18 protein-coding genes are annotated in these 21,218 nt (G+C 35.7%); 5 read left to right on the top strand and 13 right to left on the bottom strand.

Features of this window, described 5'->3' with window-relative positions; genetic code table 11:
• Positions 1–18 precede the first annotated feature (18 nt).
• Positions 19–2,157 (bottom strand): S46 family peptidase, encoded by a 2,139-nt coding sequence (locus BUE84_RS04725; RefSeq protein WP_079240695.1) that lies wholly within the window; start codon positions 2,155–2,157, stop codon positions 19–21.
• 299 nt (positions 2,158–2,456) lie between these two features.
• On the opposite strand from BUE84_RS04725, the gene BUE84_RS04720 reads away from it, so the two are divergent.
• A complete protein-coding gene (locus tag BUE84_RS04720) occupies positions 2,457–2,942 on the top strand; it encodes a copper resistance protein NlpE (protein ID WP_238594362.1) in 486 nt (161 codons plus the stop codon).
• 41 nt (positions 2,943–2,983) lie between these two features.
• Here BUE84_RS04720 and BUE84_RS04715 read toward each other — a convergent pair whose 3' ends face one another.
• Positions 2,984–3,631, bottom strand: a complete 648-nt coding sequence (locus BUE84_RS04715; RefSeq protein WP_079240694.1) for an MgtC/SapB family protein — start codon at positions 3,629–3,631, stop codon at positions 2,984–2,986.
• A 203-nt stretch (positions 3,632–3,834) separates the two neighbouring features.
• Here BUE84_RS04715 and BUE84_RS04710 point away from each other — a divergent pair, with 203 nt between their 5' ends.
• From BUE84_RS04710 to BUE84_RS04695, 4 genes are all read left to right on the top strand, one after another.
• Positions 3,835–4,419 carry a hypothetical protein gene (locus BUE84_RS04710; RefSeq protein ID WP_079240693.1) on the top strand — a complete coding sequence of 195 codons (585 nt, stop codon included), beginning with the start codon at positions 3,835–3,837 and terminating at the stop codon, positions 4,417–4,419.
• 15 nt (positions 4,420–4,434) lie between these two features.
• Positions 4,435–4,833 (top strand): immunity 22 family protein, encoded by a 399-nt coding sequence (locus tag BUE84_RS04705; RefSeq protein WP_079240692.1) that lies wholly within the window; start codon positions 4,435–4,437, stop codon positions 4,831–4,833.
• 105 nt (positions 4,834–4,938) lie between these two features.
• On the top strand, positions 4,939–5,550 hold the full coding sequence (locus BUE84_RS04700) for a hypothetical protein (protein ID WP_079240691.1): 612 nt from the start codon (positions 4,939–4,941) through the stop codon (positions 5,548–5,550).
• 44 nt (positions 5,551–5,594) lie between these two features.
• Entirely contained in the window at positions 5,595–6,329 is a 735-nt protein-coding gene (locus BUE84_RS04695) for a protein phosphatase 2C domain-containing protein (RefSeq protein ID WP_079240690.1), read from the top strand.
• Between the two features lie 90 nt (positions 6,330–6,419).
• Here BUE84_RS04695 and polA read toward each other — a convergent pair whose 3' ends face one another.
• The 11 genes from polA to BUE84_RS04640 all read right to left on the bottom strand — a co-directional run bounded on the left by polA (position 6,420) and on the right by BUE84_RS04640 (position 21,113).
• Entirely contained in the window at positions 6,420–9,254 is a 2,835-nt protein-coding gene (polA, locus tag BUE84_RS04690; RefSeq protein WP_079240689.1) for a DNA polymerase I, read from the bottom strand.
• A 165-nt stretch (positions 9,255–9,419) separates the two neighbouring features.
• Entirely contained in the window at positions 9,420–9,833 is a 414-nt protein-coding gene (gene tssD, locus BUE84_RS04685; protein WP_034697132.1) for a type VI secretion system tube protein TssD, read from the bottom strand.
• 356 nt (positions 9,834–10,189) lie between these two features.
• The gene (locus tag BUE84_RS04680) at positions 10,190–11,500 is read right to left on the bottom strand and encodes a hypothetical protein (protein ID WP_079240688.1); all 1,311 of its coding nucleotides are present in this window, start codon (positions 11,498–11,500) and stop codon (positions 10,190–10,192) included.
• A 74-nt stretch (positions 11,501–11,574) separates the two neighbouring features.
• Complete coding sequence (locus tag BUE84_RS04675; RefSeq protein ID WP_079240687.1) at positions 11,575–12,111, bottom strand: hypothetical protein; 537 nt, start codon at positions 12,109–12,111, stop codon at positions 11,575–11,577.
• 15 nt (positions 12,112–12,126) lie between these two features.
• Positions 12,127–13,179, bottom strand: a complete 1,053-nt coding sequence (locus tag BUE84_RS04670) for a LysM peptidoglycan-binding domain-containing protein (RefSeq protein WP_079240686.1) — start codon at positions 13,177–13,179, stop codon at positions 12,127–12,129.
• Positions 13,180–13,183: 4 nt separating this feature from the next.
• Positions 13,184–15,352: a type VI secretion system Vgr family protein gene (locus BUE84_RS04665; RefSeq protein WP_079240685.1), complete on the bottom strand. Its 2,169-nt coding sequence runs from the start codon at positions 15,350–15,352 to the stop codon at positions 13,184–13,186.
• Between the two features lie 207 nt (positions 15,353–15,559).
• Positions 15,560–15,973: a type VI secretion system tube protein TssD gene (gene tssD / locus BUE84_RS04660; protein WP_047429480.1), complete on the bottom strand. Its 414-nt coding sequence runs from the start codon at positions 15,971–15,973 to the stop codon at positions 15,560–15,562.
• A gap of 349 nt (positions 15,974–16,322) precedes the next feature.
• On the bottom strand, positions 16,323–17,186 hold the full coding sequence (locus tag BUE84_RS04655) for a lytic transglycosylase domain-containing protein (protein WP_062675332.1): 864 nt from the start codon (positions 17,184–17,186) through the stop codon (positions 16,323–16,325).
• A gap of 64 nt (positions 17,187–17,250) precedes the next feature.
• Positions 17,251–19,746, bottom strand: coding sequence for an ATP-dependent Clp protease ATP-binding subunit (locus BUE84_RS04650; protein ID WP_079240684.1), 2,496 nt, complete (start codon positions 19,744–19,746; stop codon positions 17,251–17,253).
• A gap of 258 nt (positions 19,747–20,004) precedes the next feature.
• A complete protein-coding gene (locus BUE84_RS04645) occupies positions 20,005–20,676 on the bottom strand; it encodes a hypothetical protein (protein ID WP_079240683.1) in 672 nt (223 codons plus the stop codon).
• 35 nt (positions 20,677–20,711) lie between these two features.
• Positions 20,712–21,113, bottom strand: coding sequence for a hypothetical protein (locus tag BUE84_RS04640; RefSeq protein WP_145953207.1), 402 nt, complete (start codon positions 21,111–21,113; stop codon positions 20,712–20,714).
• Positions 21,114–21,218: the final 105 nt, after the last annotated feature.

The raw sequence follows: 21,218 nt of genomic DNA, 5'->3' as shown, positions 1-21,218 counted from the left end.
AAGGTATAACTTTTAAAATTATTTTATAATCTTCATTTCATCAACAAGCCACCTTGAATCAGCAAACTTATCAATGATGAAAAGAATATATTTTGTATCTACCATGATGTTTCTGCTGAAACGTGGATCATAATTGATATCACTCATTGTTCCTTCCCACTGTCTGTCGAAATTCAATCCAACTAAGTTTCCGTTGGCATCAAGAGCAGGGCTTCCGGAGTTTCCTCCAGTTGTGTGGTTGGTTGCAGTGAATCCTACAGGAACGTCACCTGTTTTATCTTTATAAATTCCGAAATCTTTTTTGTTGTAAAGATCAATCAGTTTCTTTGGAACATCAAATTCATAATCTCCAGGAACATATTTTTCCATTACTCCCGCAAGGTGAGTCTGGTATCCGTAAGAAACAGCATCTCTAGGAGTAGAACCTTTTACTTTACCATACGTTACACGAAGCGTTGAGTTCGCATCCGGGAAGAATTTTCTGTCTTTATCCGTCTGCATCTGCTGTGCCATAAACTTTTTCTGTAAGGCATCAATTTTTGCCTGCATAGAAGTATATTGTGGGTCTGCAGTTTTCATATACGTTTCTTTCATGGAAACATATAATTGATAAATAGGATCTTTCTTTAAAGTCTTGATTAATTTATCCTGATTAGAAAACGCTTTATCAATATCTGTAGTCAATGCTCCTCCGTTTACAGCAGTTCTTCCTGTGATGATAGAGTTTTTAGACATATCTTCTACTACAGGAATATTAGCATTCTCATCTTTATACTTGTTGAATCCTGCCGGTAAAAACTGTGTTGCCGTTTTATTCACATATAAAGCCAATAGTTTTGCAGTTACTTTTGCATCAAGCTCAGCACTGTAATCTTTATAGAAAGAAGTTAATTTTGATTTTAACTTTGAAAGTTCCTTTTCATCCATTCTTCCCGCTTCCACAGAGGCTACGAAGTCATAATAATCACCCGCAAGTTTCAAAGTCTCTGCATTTCTGATTACTTCTGTATAGTAAGCGTTGTTTAATGCATAAGGAGCCTGATCATTGTACAGCTTGTTCAACTGATCCAAAGTAGTCTTGATCTCCGGGTTTTTAGCGACCAAAGAACCTTCATACATTACTTTCTTTTCTACGGCATTGGATTTTTTCAATCCTTCTACTTCACCGATCCATTTTTTCCAATAGTTCGCTACTGAAGCATATTTGGATGCATATTTGATACGCGTTTCATTGTCAACACGCATTTTTTCGTCCAATGTTTTCAACGCAACATCACGTACCGCAATTCTTGCAGGATCAATATCCTTCATGATTTTCTCAACACCTACTGCAGGAAGATATTCTGTAGTTCTTCCCGGGAATCCGAATACAAAAGTAAAATCGTTCTCGTTTTTATCTTTTATAGAAACCGGTAAATAGTGTTTTGGAACATAAGGTACATTGTCTTTTGAATATTCTGCAGGTTTATTGTTTTTGTCTGCATAAATTCTGAACATAGAGAAATCTCCGGTATGTCTAGGCCAAACCCAGTTGTCCGTATCGCTCCCGAATTTTCCGATGCTTTGAGGAGGTGCTCCTACAAGACGGATATCTTTATACGTTTCGATGGTGTAAGCATAGTATTTGTTTCCATAATACATTGGTTTTACCATGATCGACTGGTAAGATTCAATTTTCTGAGAGTTTTTATACACCTCAATATTGTTGTTGATCCTTTTAGTAAGCTCAGGCTCTGTAAGATTGTCTGTACCGTCTAATATTGGATCAGTAACTTCTTTTATATCTACAATAAAATCTACTTTTACTCCCGGGTTAGGAAGTTCACCTTCTGTATTTTTTGCCCAGAATCCGTTTGAAAGAAGATCATTCTGAACAGTAGAATGTGCCTGAATCTGACCAAAACCGCAGTGATGGTTCGTTAAAAGCAATCCTTTAGGCGAAATAATTTCTGCAGTACATCCGCCGTTAAACTGTACTACCGCATCTTTAATGCTTGGTTTCTGAGGGTTGAAAATATCTTTTGCAGAAATCTTCATTCCTAAATCCTTCATTTCCTTTTCATTCAGCTCCGTAGGAATCCACATTCCTCCATATTGTTGCGCAAATGCCATTGCAGCTGGCAAAAGAAATACAGATAAAAGTATCTTTTTTGTCATAATCAAAATTTTGCCCCAATTTACAAAGAAAAATAGGAACAGGCTTTATAAAACACGTAGAAAAGTTATTAAGAGTTCGTTTTTGAAAATATGGATAGTCAATAGTCAATTTTGCTTCGCAAGTGAATGGTGAATATTTTTTCTAAGATGACACGAATTCATCTAAAATTGTGGCTAAAAATGAAAAATTGACAAACAAAGCAAATTAACTATTCACTTCATTATATTCCTTCTCTATGGCTTAGTTTTTGTTGATTGGAAGTAATTTTATTATTAAAAACATCCTTAAATTAATTATTATGATGAAAAGCAAAATGCTCATGTTGGGAATGGCAGCTGTTCTATTCCTTGCTTCATGTTCTAAAAAAGAAGCAACCGAAACAACTGGTATTACAGATTCTGCAACGGCAGTACAGCCTGCTGCTACAGACAGTATTACAAAAGCAACCCCTACAGCAGCCGGAGATACTTCTGAAAATGCTTTAGACTGGGCAGGTACTTATGAGGCTACTGTTCCCTGTGCTGACTGTCCGGGAATCAAGACTTCATTGACATTGAATGATGATAAAACATTCAGTATTACAGAAGAATATCTTGACAGAAATTCAAAGAACCAGGATAAAGGGTCTTTCACCTGGGATGCTACAGGAAGCATGATTACTTTAAAAGGGAAATCAGCCAACTATAAATATAAAGTGGGTGAGAATATGCTGATCCAGCTGGATATGGAAGGAAAAGAGATCGATGGTCCGAACAAGGATCTTTATGTATTCAAGAAAAAATAAAAATAAAGGCTCAGCCCTTTATTTTTTTGCTTTTATATCATCTAAAACTGATAGGCTGTAATCTTCGGATCATCTATGAGCCTTCTGATCACTTCTTCATGGTGATTATTTTTTCCTGTCAGCCTCCAGATAACTGTTAAACTTTCCGGTGAATACTGCTGTTTGAGCATCTGATATCTTAAATGATGTCCTTTAAAAATATGCTCACAATATTGGATATCTGCAGCATGAGTCAACGCAATTTTATATTCCCTTACTTTATTATAATTATCAATAAAATTCTGAAGATAGGTTAAAGCACTCAAAACAATCAAAACCAATGCAGTTCCCAGAAGTGCAATATAGACATATCCGGAACCTACCGCCATTCCTATAGAAGCGGTGGCCCAAATAGTGGTTGCTGTGGTAATTCCTTCAATTTTATTATCTCCTTTGAAAATCACTCCTGCTCCCAGAAATCCTATTCCTGTAATGATATTAGCTGCCAGACGATCCGGATTCGCAACACCTATTTTTATGGAAAGTATGGTAAACAGGCAGGCACCGAAACACACCAGAATAAAAGTTCTGAGACCGGCAGACTTATTACGGTATTCTCTTTCAGCACCAATGAACAGTCCTAAAATAACTGAAATAAGAATCAGCAGCAATTCATTTTTAATAGCGTAATGGTCCTGAAGAAAATCCATTTTTTTAAATTTAAACTGAGAATAAATTTACAATAAAATACCATTAAGGAACTATCTTTGCTGCAGAGATTTTGTGTTGTTACCCCCAAAAAATTTATTTCACGAAAAAACTTTTGTAATATTACATTTTAATTGTAACAATTCTCTTGTACCAAAGAGTTTAAAAAGATAATCAACAAAGAGATTGTCATAAAAAAACGCCTATGAAAAACCTTATTTTTGCATTGCTTACCGTATTATCCGGAATGACATTTTTACATGCTCAAAAAGTGTTCAATGAAAGTTATTCTTTTAAAAGTGATGGATCAACGGTTGCTTTTGTACCCATTATCAATGATTTTAAAGATAATGACGATATTACCAAGAAAATTTTAAGGGATACTCTTCAATTAAAATTTAATGATGTAGCTGTTTTACGGGCTAATATGGATACAAAGGTGATGGAGATTTTAAAGAAAGTCGCTGAAAAAGATTATAAATCCAAAGAAGTAAAACTGTTTCCCAATCTTACAACTATCATCAGTAAAGAGGAAATGAGCTATATTAAAGAAAAATTCGGCAATGCAGATCTATTGCTGCTTCCGGTTGTTTTCAATGTCAACCAATCTATGGGAATGACCTTTGGAAATTCACTATTCCGGCTCTATGATCTTAATAATGGTGAGTTTATTCAGCAGTTCTCAGAAAAAATCAATGTCAATATAGGAGCTGAGGCAGGTTTCGCAATCATGACCGGTATGCTTATCAGCGGGGAAAAGTCTCACTTATTAAAAAATATCAAAAAATAATACTTATATACAATTATGGATAAAGAAATTTCGCACTTCTGGTTAGGATATTTCAAGAATGAAGAAGACTTTTATAGCTTCGTAGAAGAGGATGAACACTATTATATAGAGGAAGAAACTGATGATCAGTATGTTTCCAAGTTTGCAGAATCACAGAATATCAAGTGGTTTGACGATGACTTTATAGAATATGGTTTTGAGGATGAAAGCCTTAGTCTTTATGATAAGTTTGCTGAATATTCTTATGCAGACCAGTGGATTCCAATCTTAGAGAAAAAATTGAATGAACTAAGTCTGGATACGCCTGTAAATGCTATCATTTTTGCAACAAGATTTGTGATTCCTAATCCGATTTCTGTAGAAAATGACGATTTTTCACTGCATTATGTGGGTGAAGTAGAATACGATATTTAATACTATCATTAATAACAGGTAACTTCATCAGAAATGCAGTTACTTGTTATTGATAAGATTCTGAAATGGCATAATAAGTGATAATTTAATCCGTAAACTATCATCATGAACAGAAATCTTATTCTCATCAATCTTACGATCATACTGCTGCTGGCAGTAGCTTATATTTCCGGATATTATTTTATTAATTATCCTTTGGAATTCAATTTCTGGTATTCCTTTAAAGAATCCGGTTTTGAATGTTTCCCTTTTATATTAGCTGGTACCGCTCTTATCACCTATCTTTTGAGTAATGTTTCAATTAAAAAATTAAGTTTCAAGGCTAAGTTTTTAAGGATTTATCCTATTCTCAATTCTATGATTCTTCTTTTCTTCATCATTTCATCTGGAAATGAATTGATAAAAACACAAAAAGAACTTTCAAAAAAAGAAACTGAATATATTCTGCAAGCCAAAAAAGATATACAGAATGATCAGGTTACGCTATCTTATGCCGGAGGTTTTTCAATTCCTGCTTATAATGAATCAACGCTAAGCAAAATCCGGGACATCCGGAAGAAATATGGTGTAACTTATGTGAATACAGGTTGTATTATTGATCCTGTAGATAATGAGGCGCAAAAGAAATACACAGAAACAGTGAATCCTTATCTTGAAAAAAGAAATGGAAAAGACTGGAAAGATAAGATGCAAAAGGAGATTGATGGTTTGAAGTAAACTTACTACTGTCCATCAAAAAAATAGAAGTATTTTTGCAGCTGATGAATTTATATTCTACCCTACAAATCGGAGATTATCATATTAATCATTGCGAAGATGATCTTCTCATCAAAAAAATCAGTTCGGATAAAATTGTATGTGCTGTGATGGATGGTTGTTCTACCGCTTTGGACAGTCATTTTGCTTCAACACTTATTGGAAAAATTTTACGTAAAACCATTATTGAAATAGGCTACAGAGCATTATATGAAAAAGACAGCCAGCACAGTCCGGAAGAAGAACTCAAAGAAATCATCAAAGGCTTATTCCATGAACTTCAATTTATTAAAAAGCATCTGATGCTGGATGAAAAAGAACTGTTATCTACTCTTATAATTTTGGTTTATAATATATCAAAAGACAAAGGATTAATCCTAACCATTGGTGACGGAGTTGTTTGTATCAATGGAAATATCACAGAATTTGACCGTAATAATAAACCTGATTATTTAGCTTATCATCTTCATGAAGATTTTGAAAACTGGTATTCCGGTCTGTCTCAGAAAATATCTTTTGATCACCTGGATGATATTTCTATTGCTACTGATGGCATTTCCAGCTTCTCACAAATAAAAAAGACCGATCCCGATGAAGTCATCAACTTTATGGAATATCTGATGATTAATCAAAACAACAACGATACGGAAGATATGCTCAACAGAAAGCTTAAACAGATGGAACATCAATATGGAGTAAAACCTACAGATGATTTAGCGATTATAAGGATGATAAAATAAAACTATTCTGAAAATCTATTATATTAAAAAACAAAAACTTCCGCCTAAAAGACGGAAGTTTTTTATTTCATTAAGGATAAATCGTATTTATTAATGCGCTTCTAACCAGTTATCTCCTACTCCAATTTCTACCAATAGCGGAACCTGTGTTTTTAAGGCACTTTCCATTTCAGTTTTGATGAGTTTTGAAGCGGTATCAATCTCATCTAGCGGAGACTCGAACACCAATTCGTCATGTACTTGAAGCAGCATTTTTGTTTTAAGCTGTTGCTCTTCAAGTTCTCTGTCTATTTTAATCATGGCAAGCTTTACAACATCTGCTGCACTTCCCTGAACAGGTGCATTCACTGCATTTCTTTCTGCATGACCTCTTACCACAAAATTATTGGAATTAATATCTTTCAAATGACGTTTTCTTCCTAAAATGGTTTCCACATATCCTACCTGGCGTGCTTTGTTCACCTGCTCTGCCATGTATTCCTTCAATTTCGGATAGGTTTCGAAATAAGCTTCGATCATTTGTTTAGCTTCTGTACGGGATAATCCGGTTTGTTCTGCCAACGCAAAAGCTCCTTGTCCGTAGATGATCCCGAAGTTTACGGTTTTAGCCTGACTTCTCTGAGTTTTTGAAACCTCAGCCAAAGGAATTTTAAAAAGTTTGGCTGCTGTGGAAGCGTGGATATCTTCTCCATCCTGGAAAGCTTTGATCATGTTATTCTCTCCGGAAATCTCAGCAATCAAACGAAGTTCAATCTGTGAATAATCGGCAGAAATAATCTTCTTCCCTTCTCCGGAAACGAATGCTCCACGAATCTGCTGTCCTCTCACCGTTCGGATAGGAATATTCTGCAGGTTCGGGTTTACACTCGCCAAACGGCCTGTAGCGGCTGTAGTCTGTGAAAAGTTGGTATGTACTCTGTTATCTTTTTTCTCAATCTGTGAAGGCAAAGCGTCTACATAGGTTGATTTTAATTTCTGATAGGTTCTGTATTCCAGGATATGCTTGATGATCTCATGTTTTGAACTCAATTTTTGAAGAACATCTTCTGAGGTTGCATATTGTCCTGTCTTTGTTTTTTTGGCTTTTGGATCCAGCTGCATTTTTTCAAACAGAATCTCTCCCAACTGTTTTGGAGAGTTCATATTGAATTCTTCTTCTGAAAGTTCAAAAATCTTTGTTTCCAGCTGTTTCAGATCATTTTCAAGGTCAATACTTTCCTGTGCCAGCCATTTTTCATCCAGAGAAATCCCCGAAAGTTCCATTTTTGCCAGTACTTCCATCAGAGGCATTTCAATATTGAAGAAAAGCTCTTCAAGATTTTCCTTTTTTAATTGAGGAGCAAAAAGCTCATACAGCTGAAAAGTTACATCTGCATCTTCTGCCGCATAATCCGTCTGTGTTCTTACATCTGCATCTCTGAAGCTGCCTTGTTTTTTCCCTTTCTTTCCAATGATGGTTTCAATAGATACCGGTTTATAGTTCAGATACACTTCTGAAAGGTAATCCATCCCGTGTCTTCCATCCGGATTCAGCAGGTAGTGGGCAATCATGGTATCGAACATTGCCCCTTTAACGGTGATGTCGTATTGTTTTAAAACTTTATAATCGTATTTAAGATTGTGAGCAACTTTCAGCAGATCTTCTTTTTCGAAAAACGGTCTGAAAATCTCCAGGGTCTGCAACACTTCTTCTCTGTTTTCAGAAAGTGGAATATAATAGGCCAATCCTTTCTTGTAAGAGAAGCTCATTCCTACCAATTCCGCTTCCAGTTCATTCAATGAAGTGGTTTCCGTATCAAAACAAACTACTTTTTGCTGTAATAAGTTATCAACCAGTTTTTTCTGAGCTTTTGGATTGTCTATATACTGATAAAGGTGATCGTTGTTCTCAATGGTAGATTTTGTTGAAGTAGCCTGTTCCAATTCTTCGAAATTGGCAAAAAGATCAAGCTGCATGACCTGTCCTTTTACTTCGGTTCCGGCCGGAGTCTGTTTTACTTCTACCTCGCTTACAACCACTGTTTCTACAGCAGCAGGAGCAAAAGCCCTGTAAAGATTTTCGTATAGTCTTCTGAATTCTATTTCATCAAAGACTTCTTTTACTTTTTCAAAATCCGGAGTTTCCAGGTCATATTGTTCCTGATGGAATTCTACGGGAGCATCACAGATAATGGTTGCCAGTTTTTTAGACATAATACCACGTTCTGCTGAAGCTTCTACTTTTTCTTTCAGCTTTCCTTTCAGCTTATCGGTATTGGCAAGCAACGTTTCAATATTTCCGAATTCTTTCAGGAATTTCATAGCCGTTTTCTCTCCTACTCCTTCTAATCCAGGGATATTATCTACTGCATCTCCCATCATGGCAAGGAAATCTATTACCTGTTTAGGGTCTTCAATCTCATATTTTGCCTTTACTTCTTCAACTCCGAGAATTTCGATATCGCCACCTTTTAACCCTGGCTTATAAATTTTAATTTTATCCGTAACCAGCTGTGCAAAATCCTTATCCGGCGTCACCATGAAAGTGGTATATCCTTCTTTTTCTGCTTTGCATGCAATAGTTCCAATGACATCATCGGCTTCATATCCTTCTACTCCAAGAATCGGAATATGCATTGCTTCCAGAATTTTGTGAATGTATGGAACCGCAATTTTGATCGCTTCAGGAGTTTCACTTCTATTGGCTTTGTAATCTGAATAGTCATCCGTTCTTACACTGGCCTGTCCTACGTCAAAAACAACTGCCAGGTGAGTAGGTTTTTCTCTTCTGATCAATTCGATCAAAGAATTGGTAAACCCAAAGATGGCAGAAGTATCCAGTCCTTTGCTGGTAAGTCTCGGATTCCTGATTAGTGCGTAATATCCTCTGAAAATCATCGCATAAGCATCGATGAGAAACAGCCTTTTATCGTGTGTTGCGTCCATATTTTGAATAATGAACAAATATAAGAAAATAGGAGTAAAAATTGGTAGCCCGTTGAAGGGTTTTGGGAATAGAGATTCGGGGTTCGAGGGGTCCGAGATGGGGTTAAAAAAACAAAACAGCATACCCGAAGGCATACTGTTCCTTTTTTATTTAAGTTTATGGGATTATTTACCTGAAGAAGGCCATAGTCCGGCGTACTGAGAAGTACCATAGTCAATAGTCTCAGCACTGATTACGAAGCTGATCAGCATACTGTTGCTGTCTACTGCGTCGAAGTCTACTTCGTGTTGGATCACATATCCGTTCTCCCATTTCAAAGTGATTAATGTTCCTTCTTCGTGAGATTTGTTGAAAGTGATTTCTCCTACTGTTGGCTTGTATTTACCATTTAATAAACTTTCAAGGATGTCTGATTTTTCAGTAGCTTCTACTGTCACCTTGATTAATGCGTTAGAAGGATCTGATGCTACACGTCCAGATACGTCTGTAGATCTTGATACACTGTAATTCATTTTTAACAGTTTCTGTCCTTCACCGTTGTTGAATTTTAAGATTCCTCTTGAATTTCTTTCTGCCATGATTGTAAATTTTAATCGTTAGTAATAAATTGTAATTCAATAATTATATAACAAAGATAGCCTCCTTGGTTTTGAAAAAAAAGCAATTGAAAGGAAATCTGAAAAAGTGTCGTAATTGTACGATTTGATGTAGTAGTTCTACGATTTCGTGTCGTAATTCTACGACATTAGATTTAAAATAAAACACAATATACTGTAAATAAATATTTTAAAAAGGATTGAAAAATATCAACAAACACCAACTTATTACACTATTAAGAGAAATAAAACACATAAAATTCACTTATATACAAAAAAAAAGACCTTATTAAGGTCTGGTTATTTTATCTTTTTTAAATCAAAAAAATGGGTTGAGTTTAGGCATCATTTGCTATTACATGTATACCGTTTCCGGCATCTTCTGCCATTGCATTGGCTAATATTCTTCTTGAGTCTTCAGAAAAATACGTAGCAATAAATGGGAAAAAGAAACCGATGAATCCACCACCTTTTACTCCAAGTTTACCAATATTTTTGATATTCTGCATTTTTATGCTGGGAAGTTCTTTGGCTAAATTCGGTAAGTTTCGGGGGCGTACTCTTCCTAAACCGTCTTTTGCTGTGGCAACCAGGGATTCTGAATATTTGCCATTACGGATATTTTCTACAATAGCTTTTCCTTCAGGTGTCTTCCATACTTCACGGGAATCTACGCCTTCTAAAGCTGTCAAATCTTTAGATAAAGCTGTACCCTGTTTTATTTCTATAAGATTTTTTTGCCAATCCTGAACGTACCATTTTCCGTTAAAGAAAATAGGGGTTTTACCGTCTCTGCTTGCCAATCCACCTTTTTCATTAAGTTCCAGAATATCCGGACTGGCAAGGTCTGAAGGAGTTATACCTGTCACATTTTTCGGAAAATCTTTTAAATATCCGGGAATTCGGCTGTTTTCATCTGCTTCATTATTCATATCCTGATAATGGCTATTATCTTCCAATGAGTTGCTTCTGATTATTTCTCTTTCCCAATAACTTCCTTCGTTCATTACTGCCATGGTTCCCCCCATCCACAATAGTGTTTTACCAATTCCCATTTCTACTCCTGCAATAACGATCCCAGCTCCTCCGAAGAAAGAAGCAGCGGCATTGAGAATAATTTCTTTTCCATTATTGCTGTCGATTTGCTGAGCATACTTTTTGGCTACTGAATAACTGAAAATCGGACTTAATAATCCTCCGGTATCACAAACCAAAATAGAATTCTGGGTGATAGCCCTAAACTTATCAAATGTTACTTTTTCATGTTCAATTTTCCAGCTTCCTTTTCCTAAAGATTCGGTACATAAATGGTTAATTTTTGTAGCATGATAGGCTGCTGCTCCCGCACATGCGAGAACTCCTACTCCCACAGCTAATGCCGCCCAGCCAATAGGGCCGGATAACACAAGAAGTGCACCTACAATAAGGCCAGCTCCAAAGCAGAGAAATCCCCACATTGCATTTTTAGGGCTTTTACAGGGAAATTCCTTATTGATATTACGATCTTCTATGGTTAATAAAGGACGTGTTTTATCTGATCCGTAGAAAACAGTAATAGGTTCTCTTGTAGGAATTAATTGTCTTGGTTCTGAATCGGTTTGAAATGTACACACTGTGTAAACATCTTTGGGTATATAGGAAGCACTCATAATGTTACATTTTATTGATTAAAACATCCTGTAAATAGTGAATTTGTCTTTTAAATTTTCAGAGTTTATATGCCTTAATTGTATTGTGAATACCAATAAACATTCTGAAGACTTTTCTTTTCTGTTTTGGAAAAATGGAGTTCTTTCTGAGCCGATATCAGAAATTTTTTAAGTTCGTTCCCTTTTTCTTCTTCATATTTGTTTTTGTATTCAACATCATTTAAGTAAATGTCTGTCTTATTTTTCAAGCGGAATCTGAAGTATATTTTTGAACTTTGTAATGAGGGTGCTTTCGTTTCATAATCATAAGCGTAAAATCCTTCAATATCTGTCTTGGAATATTTTTCAGGAGTCTGGTTTCCCTTCTGGATATAAAAATAGTTTTCATCAAACCAGATCTTCAACTTCACAGAAATTGCTTTCAGGATCACATAACAGGTTCCAAAATAAAAAAGGAAAAAAAACATAACGAATGAAAGTCTGAATACTCCTTTAAAGAGAAAATAATACAATGCTCCATAGAAAACCAGACAGGGTATAATAACCAGAAGAGTCCTGGCTATATGATAAGGCAAAACGTTATTGAATGTAAACACTTTATTTTCGGCCATACTTAAAAATTACTTTTAATATTCAATTTGTTTTAGATCAAACTGGGTGACAAACTGATAATTATTTTTCACTTCTTCTTTCATTAATGCCGAAGCATTCACAATAGTTCCTGTTTTTTTATCTACCATTCTTCTGATTCTGTAATCATAATTATATTCACTGAAACCATACTCGATAATAGGTTTATAAAACTTATTGTATTGTTCTTCCAGCAAAGAATTATCTATTTTATCTTTTACAAGTGTTCCCACTGTTCTGAATTCTATAAAATAATCATCTTCTTTTATAATGGTATGCTGCAATTCCAGTTCTATGGGGATATTGACAAATATCTGTGAAATAAACTTTAAAACATCATTTTGTTTCTTTTTTTTACGGGCATCATAATCATTGAACAATACATGATACAGAAGAGACTTGTCATAGGTCTTTCTCAGATTGGCTTCGCTCTCAAATTCAAGACCACCACCTGTAATAATATCTTCCGCTGCTTTTGCATTGATTTTTTCGACTTGTCTGTAAAATTCTGATGCTTTTAATTTGGGCTTAAAAAGTTCCCATTTTTCTTTTATCTGAGGAAAATTCTCTACTTCTTTTATGGTATGGTCATGATTTAAATCGAAAATTACGTTTTCTTTATCAAATTCCAGTTCTTTAACAGCTTCTATAGCAAGAGCCATATTTTCGGGATTTATTTTATACAGATATTCTTTAAGCTTAACTTTAGCTTTTGTGTTGGCTGCATCTTTTTCAACAATGTATTCCTTTTTTGTATTGCAATGGAACGTGATTCTGTCTTCAACCTTTGTAGTATTGAACTGTTCGCATCTGTATCTTGCTTTTTGGGGAAATTTTCTGTCTTCTATTGCCTTATTGATTTCTTCACCCGTTTTCTTTTCTAAAAAAAGATATTGCAGATGAATAGGCAATTTTTCTCCAATAATAAAATTTGTTGTTCCACAATACAGGTTATGGAAATTGATAAGTTCTTTAACCGATGTCCCTTGTTTCTCTGCAAGAGATTCTAAGGTATCACCTTTTTTAATCTCGTATTTTATAAAATCCATCCTGTTAATTGATATCTACCTGTGATCCCGTTATTTTTGTCAAACCTTTAAAATTAGCTGTTGCACCGCCTCCGTTGATGTCGATTTCATCACTTTTAATAGAAACCTTAGTGCCGGTAATGACAATCTCGCTATTTCCCACTTTAATGGTAATTTTCTGAGCTCCGGTTAAATCAATCACTCCGGCATTATCCATTGTAAATACACTCTGATCTTTACCTACTGAAACTTTATGGGTATTGCCTACGTCTGAAATATGATCACAGCCTACTTCCAGTTTTTTATTGTTTCCTATCTTATCTGTTTTATCATTACCAATAGTTTTAGTACTGTTGTTATTGGCATTATGTATTACATTTCCAGATCCGTCAAAGAACATATTGGCACCGCCCTGATCTTTAAGATTCATCGATCCGGCTCCGTTATCATATTTTAATTCTGCACCACTTCTACCACTAAAGCTCATGACATTATTTCCGGCGCCACCTCCGGCTCCGACATTACCATGAAACATTCCTCCCATTACGAAAGGACGGTCAGGATGTTGATGTACAAAATTGACAATTACCTGATCTCCAACTTCGGGAACTGACATAAAGCCTCTATTTTTATTGACTTTATCACTGCTTCCTGCATCCGGAGACATTACACGGATAAATTCTGTACTGTCTGGCCCGTTTTGCCAGTCAAACTGTACCTGAACTCTTCCCTGATTCATAGGATCTGTATTGGAAATTACTTTTGCAAACTGAGCCTCAGCTCTTGGAGTTTCAAATTCAGGACGTGGTATGAAACCTGTGTCTGCTGCAATCGCTTCAAATTTACCGTCGTAGTAACCTCTTGCATCTACTTCATGGGTTACTTCAATAATCATCAGCTTGGTAAAATAGGAAGTTTCATTTGTTGAAGATTTCCGCATTTCAATATCTGCTGTACATCCCGGGTATAAAAAAGGAACAGTAGTTGTCCCCGAAGTAATAAATACTTCCGAGGCCTTACTTCCTGCAGTTCCTTTCTGTGAGGCATCAATGTCCATAAAAGAGGTTGCTTTTATTGGGGCTACTCTCAAAGAAGGTGTGGTGAATGTTTTTTCTGATATTTCGTAGGCTCGTCTTGCAATATCTGAGGTATGGCTGATCTTCGAACTTCCGGTGGTCAGTTTTTCATTTTTACTGCTGTTATAGCCATAAAATGTAGGGTTGACGTGCTGTGCCTTCATTTTAACAGCGATATCACTTACGCTGCTTCCATAGGTAAGCTTAACAGGTTTTTCCTGGGGTGGAAGTTTTCCAAAATGTAATACTTCACCATCATAATAAAACTGCTCACCATAGGCCTCAGCCATTCTTGCCAGATAATTATAATGGGTTTCTTCGTACTGTGAACTGTAGGCCACATTTCCATGCTGGGCATCAATTCTGAAGTCGAATTTATTTTGTCCCAGCCCTTCACGGATCACCTGATCAGCAATACTGTTCAGACTAACCGGCTGCCCACCTCCAAAACTCTGAATATGCGGAGCGGCATCCAAAAGTACTGTCGGACTAAAACCTTTAAGAACGATATTTCCAAGGCTTCCCTTTTCCTGACTAAAGCCTACTTCTGTAATGACTCCCACAAAATTACGTTCAGCGCCTTTTTCTACATCTTTATATTTAAATACAACAGTAATTCTTTTTCCTAAAAAGCTTTGAGCTTCTTCAAGATTGTGGTTTTCTGCATTGCCAAGAGTATCGTGAGCCAGCATTAGATTGAATTCATGATGTTTTGCTGCGCTCTGGATAAGTTTGAAATGTTTAAAATGTTTGATAATTTGTCCTTCAATAACAACCTCCAGCTTTACCACACGATTGATTCCTGCAATAACACTTTGAGCAATAGCTTCAGCATTGTGTATTTTTGAAGTTGGCTGTTTCGCCCACACTTTATTATCAACAATAGAAGGATTGTTCGGTACAAAAGTTTGGTTCATAAACATATCTGCACCTTGAGCAGCATTTAAACTTTGTTGTCCTGCTTTTGCTACCTTTTTTACTTTTTCATCTGCCTTATTCAATTTTCCTTCTGCTTTTTTGGTAACATTCTCAGGTAATGTACTTTTCAGCTGTTGTTTGCCCGTATTTATCTCGTTTTTCGGGTTTGCTACTTTAATTTTTTTATCATCCTGAAACATAGCGTTTTGTATTTATATTAAATTGTAAATAAACTGCTGATACTTACAGCATAGAAAATATGACATTGATGAATCACTTGTGCTTCTATCATTTTTCTTTTTGAAAAATGATTTTCAAAATTCTTTTAAACGGAAAAACAGAACAGTATACCCGAATGAGCGTACTGTTCTGTACCAATTTTATTTTTACTAAGATGATGAATAGGCTTATTTACCTGCTGAAGGCCATAGCCCAGCGAATTGAGCAGTACCATAGTCAATGGTTTCAGCACTGATTACGAAGCTGATCAGCATACTGTTGCTGTCTATTGCGTCGAAATCTACTTCGTGTTGGATCACATATCCGTTCTCCCATTTCAAAGTAATAAGTGTTCCCTCTTCGTGAGATTTGTTGAAAGTGATTTCCCCTACTGTTGGCTTGTACTTACCGTTTAACAAGCTTTCAAGGATGTCTGATTTTTCAGTAGCTTCTACTGTTACTTTGATCAATGCATTAGAAGGATCTGATGCTACACGTCCTGAAACGTCTGTAGATCTGGAAACGCTGTAATTCATTTTTAACAGCTTTTGTCCTTCTCCGTTGTTGAATTTTAAGATTCCTCTTGAATTTCTTTCGGCCATGATTAGTAAATTTAATCGTTAGTAATATTTTGTGATGTGGTGATTGTGTTAGCAAATATAGAGGCTCTTTTTCGCTAAAAAAAACTTTTGAATATAAATCTGAAAATTTGTAGTAGTTCTACGATTTCTTGTAGTAATTCTACGACAATTGATTTAACAACCTCATTAAAAACACCACCAATAAAGGGTTTTAATTAACTGAAAACTAACAACAAAAACAATAATTATCCACATCAGTGAGAAATATTAAGATTTTATTAATAAAACATTGGCATGTTTTTAACATATTATTCAATAAAAAAGCAACCGTTTTATGGGTTGCTTTTTTATTATTTATTGGATAGTATATTTATTGTTGGGTCTTTCCACCTTCTTTGATGGAACGAACCAATATTTTATTTTTTCTCAGAAGAAAATCTGGCATCAGATCTACAGGAAGGTAGAAAGGGCTTTCTCCTTTTTTCTGGAGTTCTTCCACAATTCCCGGATTCCAGGCAAGGATTTTATCTACTTCTACATTCAATTCAGCAGCAACAACGTTCAGATTGAATCCGGCATTGATCTCTGTTTCTGAAAGTGCTGCAGCAGTCTCTTTACGATCTCCCTCAAAGAAAATCTTGTTGAGCCTTGCAGAATTATAATTGTTCAATACACTCTGAAGTTCTCCTGTTGCATAGCATGCATTAAGATATTTCTTCACATGATTAATGGTTTCTCCCGGAAGATATTTGTAAAACACATGGTATTGAGTAGAACCTGCAGCTTCCATTGCTTTGGCAATATTTCCTTCACCACAGTTATAGGCTGCTACCACGGTCACCCAATTATTATACTTTTTATAAAGATTACTTAAGGAAATAGTAGCGGTTTTAGTACTTTTATAAATGTCTGTACGTCCCTGTTCTGTAAGTCCATACTGATTGGCATGTGCAGTCATAAACTGCCAGATCCCTACTGCTCCGGCGCCTGATGTAATATTTCTGTCAAAATGGGACTCAATCAGGGCGAGATTTCTCAAATGCTTGGGAAGACCTTTCTGAAGGAGTAATTGTTCAATAAATTCTACAAGATCCTTATTGGCATTAATAATACCTTTATACTTTTTCACACTGCTTTCCGAAGTATCGGAGGCGGCAAGAAACTGTCCGTTGATCATGATAACGGATCCTAATAATAGAAAACCTGTAAAGATATTTCTGACAATTGTTTTCATTTTAATTTTATTTATAAGCAAAAAAAGCAAAAGTGGATAGCAAATTTGCCTTTTTACTTTACATTTAATCTACGTTCCAGCTTAATTTTTCTTCGTCTTTATTCCAATCTACATGAATCGTCTGGCCGGATTTCACTTCTTCTCTCACAATCATTTTGGAGATTGGTCTTGCAAGCTGAGCACGGATGACTCCGGAGATCTGTCTTGCGCCATACTTACTGCTAAATCCTCCTAATGCAAGGTTTTTCACAGCCTCATCAGTAATTTTTAAAGCAATTCCCAATCTTGTTAATGAAGTATGAAGTGATTTCAGCTGAATATTGAAGATTCTTTCTGCAATGGATTCTGTGATCGGTGCAAAAGGAATAATCTCTGTAATTCTTGCCAGGAACTCAGGTCTGAATCGTCCGGAGTTTGACATAATCTGCATGAGTGAAGATGATTCAGGAATCTTTCCTTCTTCAAACTGTTTTACAATTTCTTCACTTCCGATATTGGAGGTAAACAGGATCAATGCATTGCTGAAATCTCCTTCTTTACCTAATTTATCATGAACTTTTCCTTCATCCATAATCTGAAGGAATACATCAAAAACGGAATGGTGGGCCTTTTCAATCTCGTCAAATAACACAACGGTATAAGGCTGTTGTCTGATTTTATTAACAAGCATCCCTCCTTCTTCATATCCTACGTATCCCGGAGGCGCTCCGTATAGCAATGCTGCGGAATGTTCTTCTTTAAATTCTGACATATCAAAGCGTACCATTGCCTTTTCATCATTGAAAAGCAGTTCCGCCATAGATTTTGCCAGCTCTGTTTTACCGGTTCCGGTAGGCCCCAGAAGGAAGAAAGACCCGATTGGCTGTCCTGGTTTATTCAATCCGCTTCGGTTTTCAACAATAGCATCGGAAAGGATTTTTAGTGCATGATCCTGTCCTACGACTCTGTTCAATAGAAGAGATTCCATATTCAGGAGTTTTTCTTTTTCCTGAGCCTGGATTTTCCCGATTGGAATATTGGTTTTAGCGGCCATTACAGCTGCCAGTTCCAGCCTGTCCACTTTTTCTCTTTTCTTGGCAGCATGCTGTAAAAGTTCTGCGTAAGTATCTTCAATAATTTTCTGAATCTGATCTACAGGCATAGAGTTGTCAATAGATGGCTGCTCACTGAGTGATCCCCACAAAATTGGACTTATTTTATCTCTTAGCAGGTTGTAAGTCCAGATCAGTTCATCCGCTTTATCTTTGCTGTCAGCATATTCTTCTGTTAAAATCGCATCATAGCTTTCTTTCCAGCTGTCCAGTTCTTTTTCTGATAATTCATCCAGCATTTTGATGGCTGCCATTGTTCTGTCTAACAAGTCAATAGCCGCATCCGGCAATTTTTTGCCTTTTGCATATCTTTTTGCCAGACGTACACATTCGGGAAGAGCTGTTTTTTCAACTTCAATTCCGTGATGTTTTTTGTACCCTTCAAGGAGTACATCGATCATTTTGACACAGGTTTTCTCGTCTGGTTCATTCACCGTTAACACTTCAAAACGACGGTTGAAAGCCTGTTCCGGCTCTATAATTTTTCTATATTCTTCCTGAGTGGTAGCTCCAATTACGGTAATTTCGCCTCTGGCAAGCTCAGGTTTCAGAAGATTGGCAACGTTTCCGATGCTTCCTTTCGGATCTAAAAGGGTATGAATTTCGTCAATGAAAAGAATGGCTTTTTCAATTTTCTTGCATTCATTGATTACTTTTTTCAAACGGTCTTCAATTTCGCCTTTATAAGAAGTTCCTGCCAATAGTGCTCCGGTATCCAGTTCTAAAAGAGTACCGTTTTTAAGCATTTCAGGAACATTTCCTTTAATAATTTCTGTAGCGAAACCTTCTACCAAAGCTGTTTTTCCTACTCCCGGCTCTCCGATAATGATTACATTCGGTTTGCTTCTTCGACAAAGAATTTCCACCAACATTCTTAATTCTTTATCTCTACCGATGATATTTTCGATTTCTCCTTTTCTTGCCTGTGCTGTTCTGTCTACGCAGTAGCTTTTAATGGAAGGAAATGAAGAGTCTGAATAATCTGCACCATTTGAAAATAATGATGAAAAATTTCCATCTTCTGAAACGGTAAACGGAGTATCTTTTCTATAGAGATTGAATATCTCATGTTCTCTCAGCGGAAGTGATTTCAGCTGCTGAAGTGAGAATACCACCTGTGGCTTTACAATGGCGGTAAGAATACAGATGGGAGTGATCTCATCCAGTCCTAATTTTAAACGGATATCATCTGCTTCTTCTATAAGGGTGTCTATAGCATCATCCTGCCCTACCTCATCAGGAAGGTGGTTGGTTTTTGGATATTCTTCAATACGGACATCTGCCCATTCGTAGAAATAGCCTGGATCTTTATCTATACTTTTCAGGAATTCATTAAGTCCGATATCTTTATGCATTAAAGCCTGCAGGATGTGTGGCCCTCCATAAGTTCCATTATAATTTTCCTTCGCTATCGACTGAGCAATGTGAAATAGTTGCTTTACTGTTTCGTTGGTTACTAGTACTCCCATTTATAATTTTCTTATATTAATATATTTGCATTCTGTTGTGCTTACGATTTGATGATTTTAAAGTATGTTTTTCATCTCTTTTTTCAAAGAATCAAAACTTATTCTTTTTGTGCAGCTAAAATTAGCTATTTTATTCTAAATGATATAAAGATAGTTAATTCTTCAATTAGAGAAGTAGCCACTGTATTTTTTTGTTTTAAAGCATGATTACGTGACTATCATTTAATGACCCATTGTTGTTCTTTACTCCGTTTTCTTTTAAATATTCAAAAAATATAATAAAATCAAACTGAACCATTGAAGTCCTATGTAGATATAGAACAGCATGGCTGAAGGTTCTGCCAATTCGTATAATTTTTCAATCAATGTGGTCTTAATAATTTCTGAAAAGTCAGCATTTTCCTGTGCTAAGTTCAGTTCATCAAATTTGATTTTATTTAAAGCATATCCTAATATTTTTTTCAATATTCTGTTTTCAGAGCTGGTTCTGAATTCATTCAACAGTTTAACTTTTGCAATAGCAAAATCTGCACTGGTCCGGATTACCGTAGGCTGTTTGGCTTTAAATGTACTGATAACCTTATCTATAAACGGAGTTACAATGGTTTTGGAATGATCCTGCAGCAGTTTATTGATCACTACAGACATTGCATATTTTGTGGCAAAAATTACAGTAAAAATCGGAGCTATAATAATCAGCAGATAGAAAATACTCGCTGAAACAGGTTGAGCAGTAATAGTGGTTATCAAAAATCCTCCAGCACCACTGTGCCCTAAAGACGGTCCCAGCTTTTCTGATAAAATATAGATTCCCAGGACGAGTACAATAATTGTTGAAATGGCTCCAATTGAGTAAATTTTCAACACGTTGAATATGAATACTGCAGACAGTTTGGACAAATATTTCAGGTGATCTGTGATTTTGTTCATTGACAAATTGTTTAATTGAATAATATGGTCTAGTTTTAATTAAAAGGAATGGAATCATCATTTTCAAGGTAAGGTTTATAGGTTTTTAACCATATTCCAGTTTCCATGTATTTTGCATTACCCGTTTTAGCATCTACCCATATTCCACTTGTTGAAGCTTCTGGAACTTTAGGATGAAAATAAGAGGTAAAAACATAATTATTGTCTATTATAAATAAGTTATAAGATTCAGGTTTCTTATTATTATTTATAGCAAAAGCTGCTTGAATCTGTTTTGCTTCATCAGGTTTTATGTTTGCAGTATTAATAAAATCTCCTGCTTCCTTAGTCTCATAGAGAATTACTTTATGATTATCCAAAAATTTTTGTTCTTTACTTTTGCATCCTAACAATGAAAATAAACTACATATTAATGCCATGTAAATTAATTTTTTCATAACTACCTAATTTATAAAAAGAATTTCCATGATAAATACTTATTCTGTATCCAGCTTTAGAAGCAGTAAAAGAAACTTTTTCTGCTTCTGAAGTCTCAATACATA

This window comes from Chryseobacterium indologenes, from assembly GCF_002025665.1.
GTDB classification, from domain to species: Bacteria; Bacteroidota; Bacteroidia; order Flavobacteriales; family Weeksellaceae; genus Chryseobacterium; species Chryseobacterium metallicongregator.
Note: the sequence above shows the minus strand (reverse complement) of the source record. Positions and strands in the feature narration are given on the sequence as shown.

Bases quoted from the DNA above. Each gene is read 5' to 3' on its own strand.
- BUE84_RS04680 (WP_079240688.1), bottom strand. From the start codon at position 11,500: ATGAGTGCTTCCTATATACCCAAAGATGTTTACACAGTGTGTACATTT.
- BUE84_RS04675 (WP_079240687.1), bottom strand. From the start codon at position 12,111: ATGGCCGAAAATAAAGTGTTTACATTCAATAACGTTTTGCCTTATCAT.
- BUE84_RS04665 (WP_079240685.1), bottom strand. From the start codon at position 15,352: ATGTTTCAGGATGATAAAAAAATTAAAGTAGCAAACCCGAAAAACGAG.
- BUE84_RS04725 (WP_079240695.1), bottom strand. From the start codon at position 2,157: ATGACAAAAAAGATACTTTTATCTGTATTTCTTTTGCCAGCTGCAATG.
- tssD (WP_034697132.1), bottom strand. From the start codon at position 9,833: ATGGCAGAAAGAAATTCAAGAGGAATCTTAAAATTCAACAACGGTGAA.
- BUE84_RS04655 (WP_062675332.1), bottom strand. From the start codon at position 17,186: ATGAAAACAATTGTCAGAAATATCTTTACAGGTTTTCTATTATTAGGA.
- BUE84_RS04640 (WP_145953207.1), bottom strand. From the start codon at position 21,113: ATGAAAAAATTAATTTACATGGCATTAATATGTAGTTTATTTTCATTG.
- BUE84_RS04695 (WP_079240690.1), top strand. From the start codon at position 5,595: ATGAATTTATATTCTACCCTACAAATCGGAGATTATCATATTAATCAT.
- tssD (WP_047429480.1), bottom strand. From the start codon at position 15,973: ATGGCCGAAAGAAATTCAAGAGGAATCTTAAAATTCAACAACGGAGAA.
- BUE84_RS04720 (WP_238594362.1), top strand. From the start codon at position 2,457: ATGATGAAAAGCAAAATGCTCATGTTGGGAATGGCAGCTGTTCTATTC.
- BUE84_RS04650 (WP_079240684.1), bottom strand. From the start codon at position 19,746: ATGGGAGTACTAGTAACCAACGAAACAGTAAAGCAACTATTTCACATT.
- BUE84_RS04705 (WP_079240692.1), top strand. From the start codon at position 4,435: ATGGATAAAGAAATTTCGCACTTCTGGTTAGGATATTTCAAGAATGAA.
- BUE84_RS04670 (WP_079240686.1), bottom strand. From the start codon at position 13,179: ATGGATTTTATAAAATACGAGATTAAAAAAGGTGATACCTTAGAATCT.
- BUE84_RS04715 (WP_079240694.1), bottom strand. From the start codon at position 3,631: ATGGATTTTCTTCAGGACCATTACGCTATTAAAAATGAATTGCTGCTG.
- polA (WP_079240689.1), bottom strand. From the start codon at position 9,254: ATGGACGCAACACACGATAAAAGGCTGTTTCTCATCGATGCTTATGCG.
- BUE84_RS04700 (WP_079240691.1), top strand. From the start codon at position 4,939: ATGAACAGAAATCTTATTCTCATCAATCTTACGATCATACTGCTGCTG.
- BUE84_RS04645 (WP_079240683.1), bottom strand. From the start codon at position 20,676: ATGAACAAAATCACAGATCACCTGAAATATTTGTCCAAACTGTCTGCA.
- BUE84_RS04710 (WP_079240693.1), top strand. From the start codon at position 3,835: ATGAAAAACCTTATTTTTGCATTGCTTACCGTATTATCCGGAATGACA.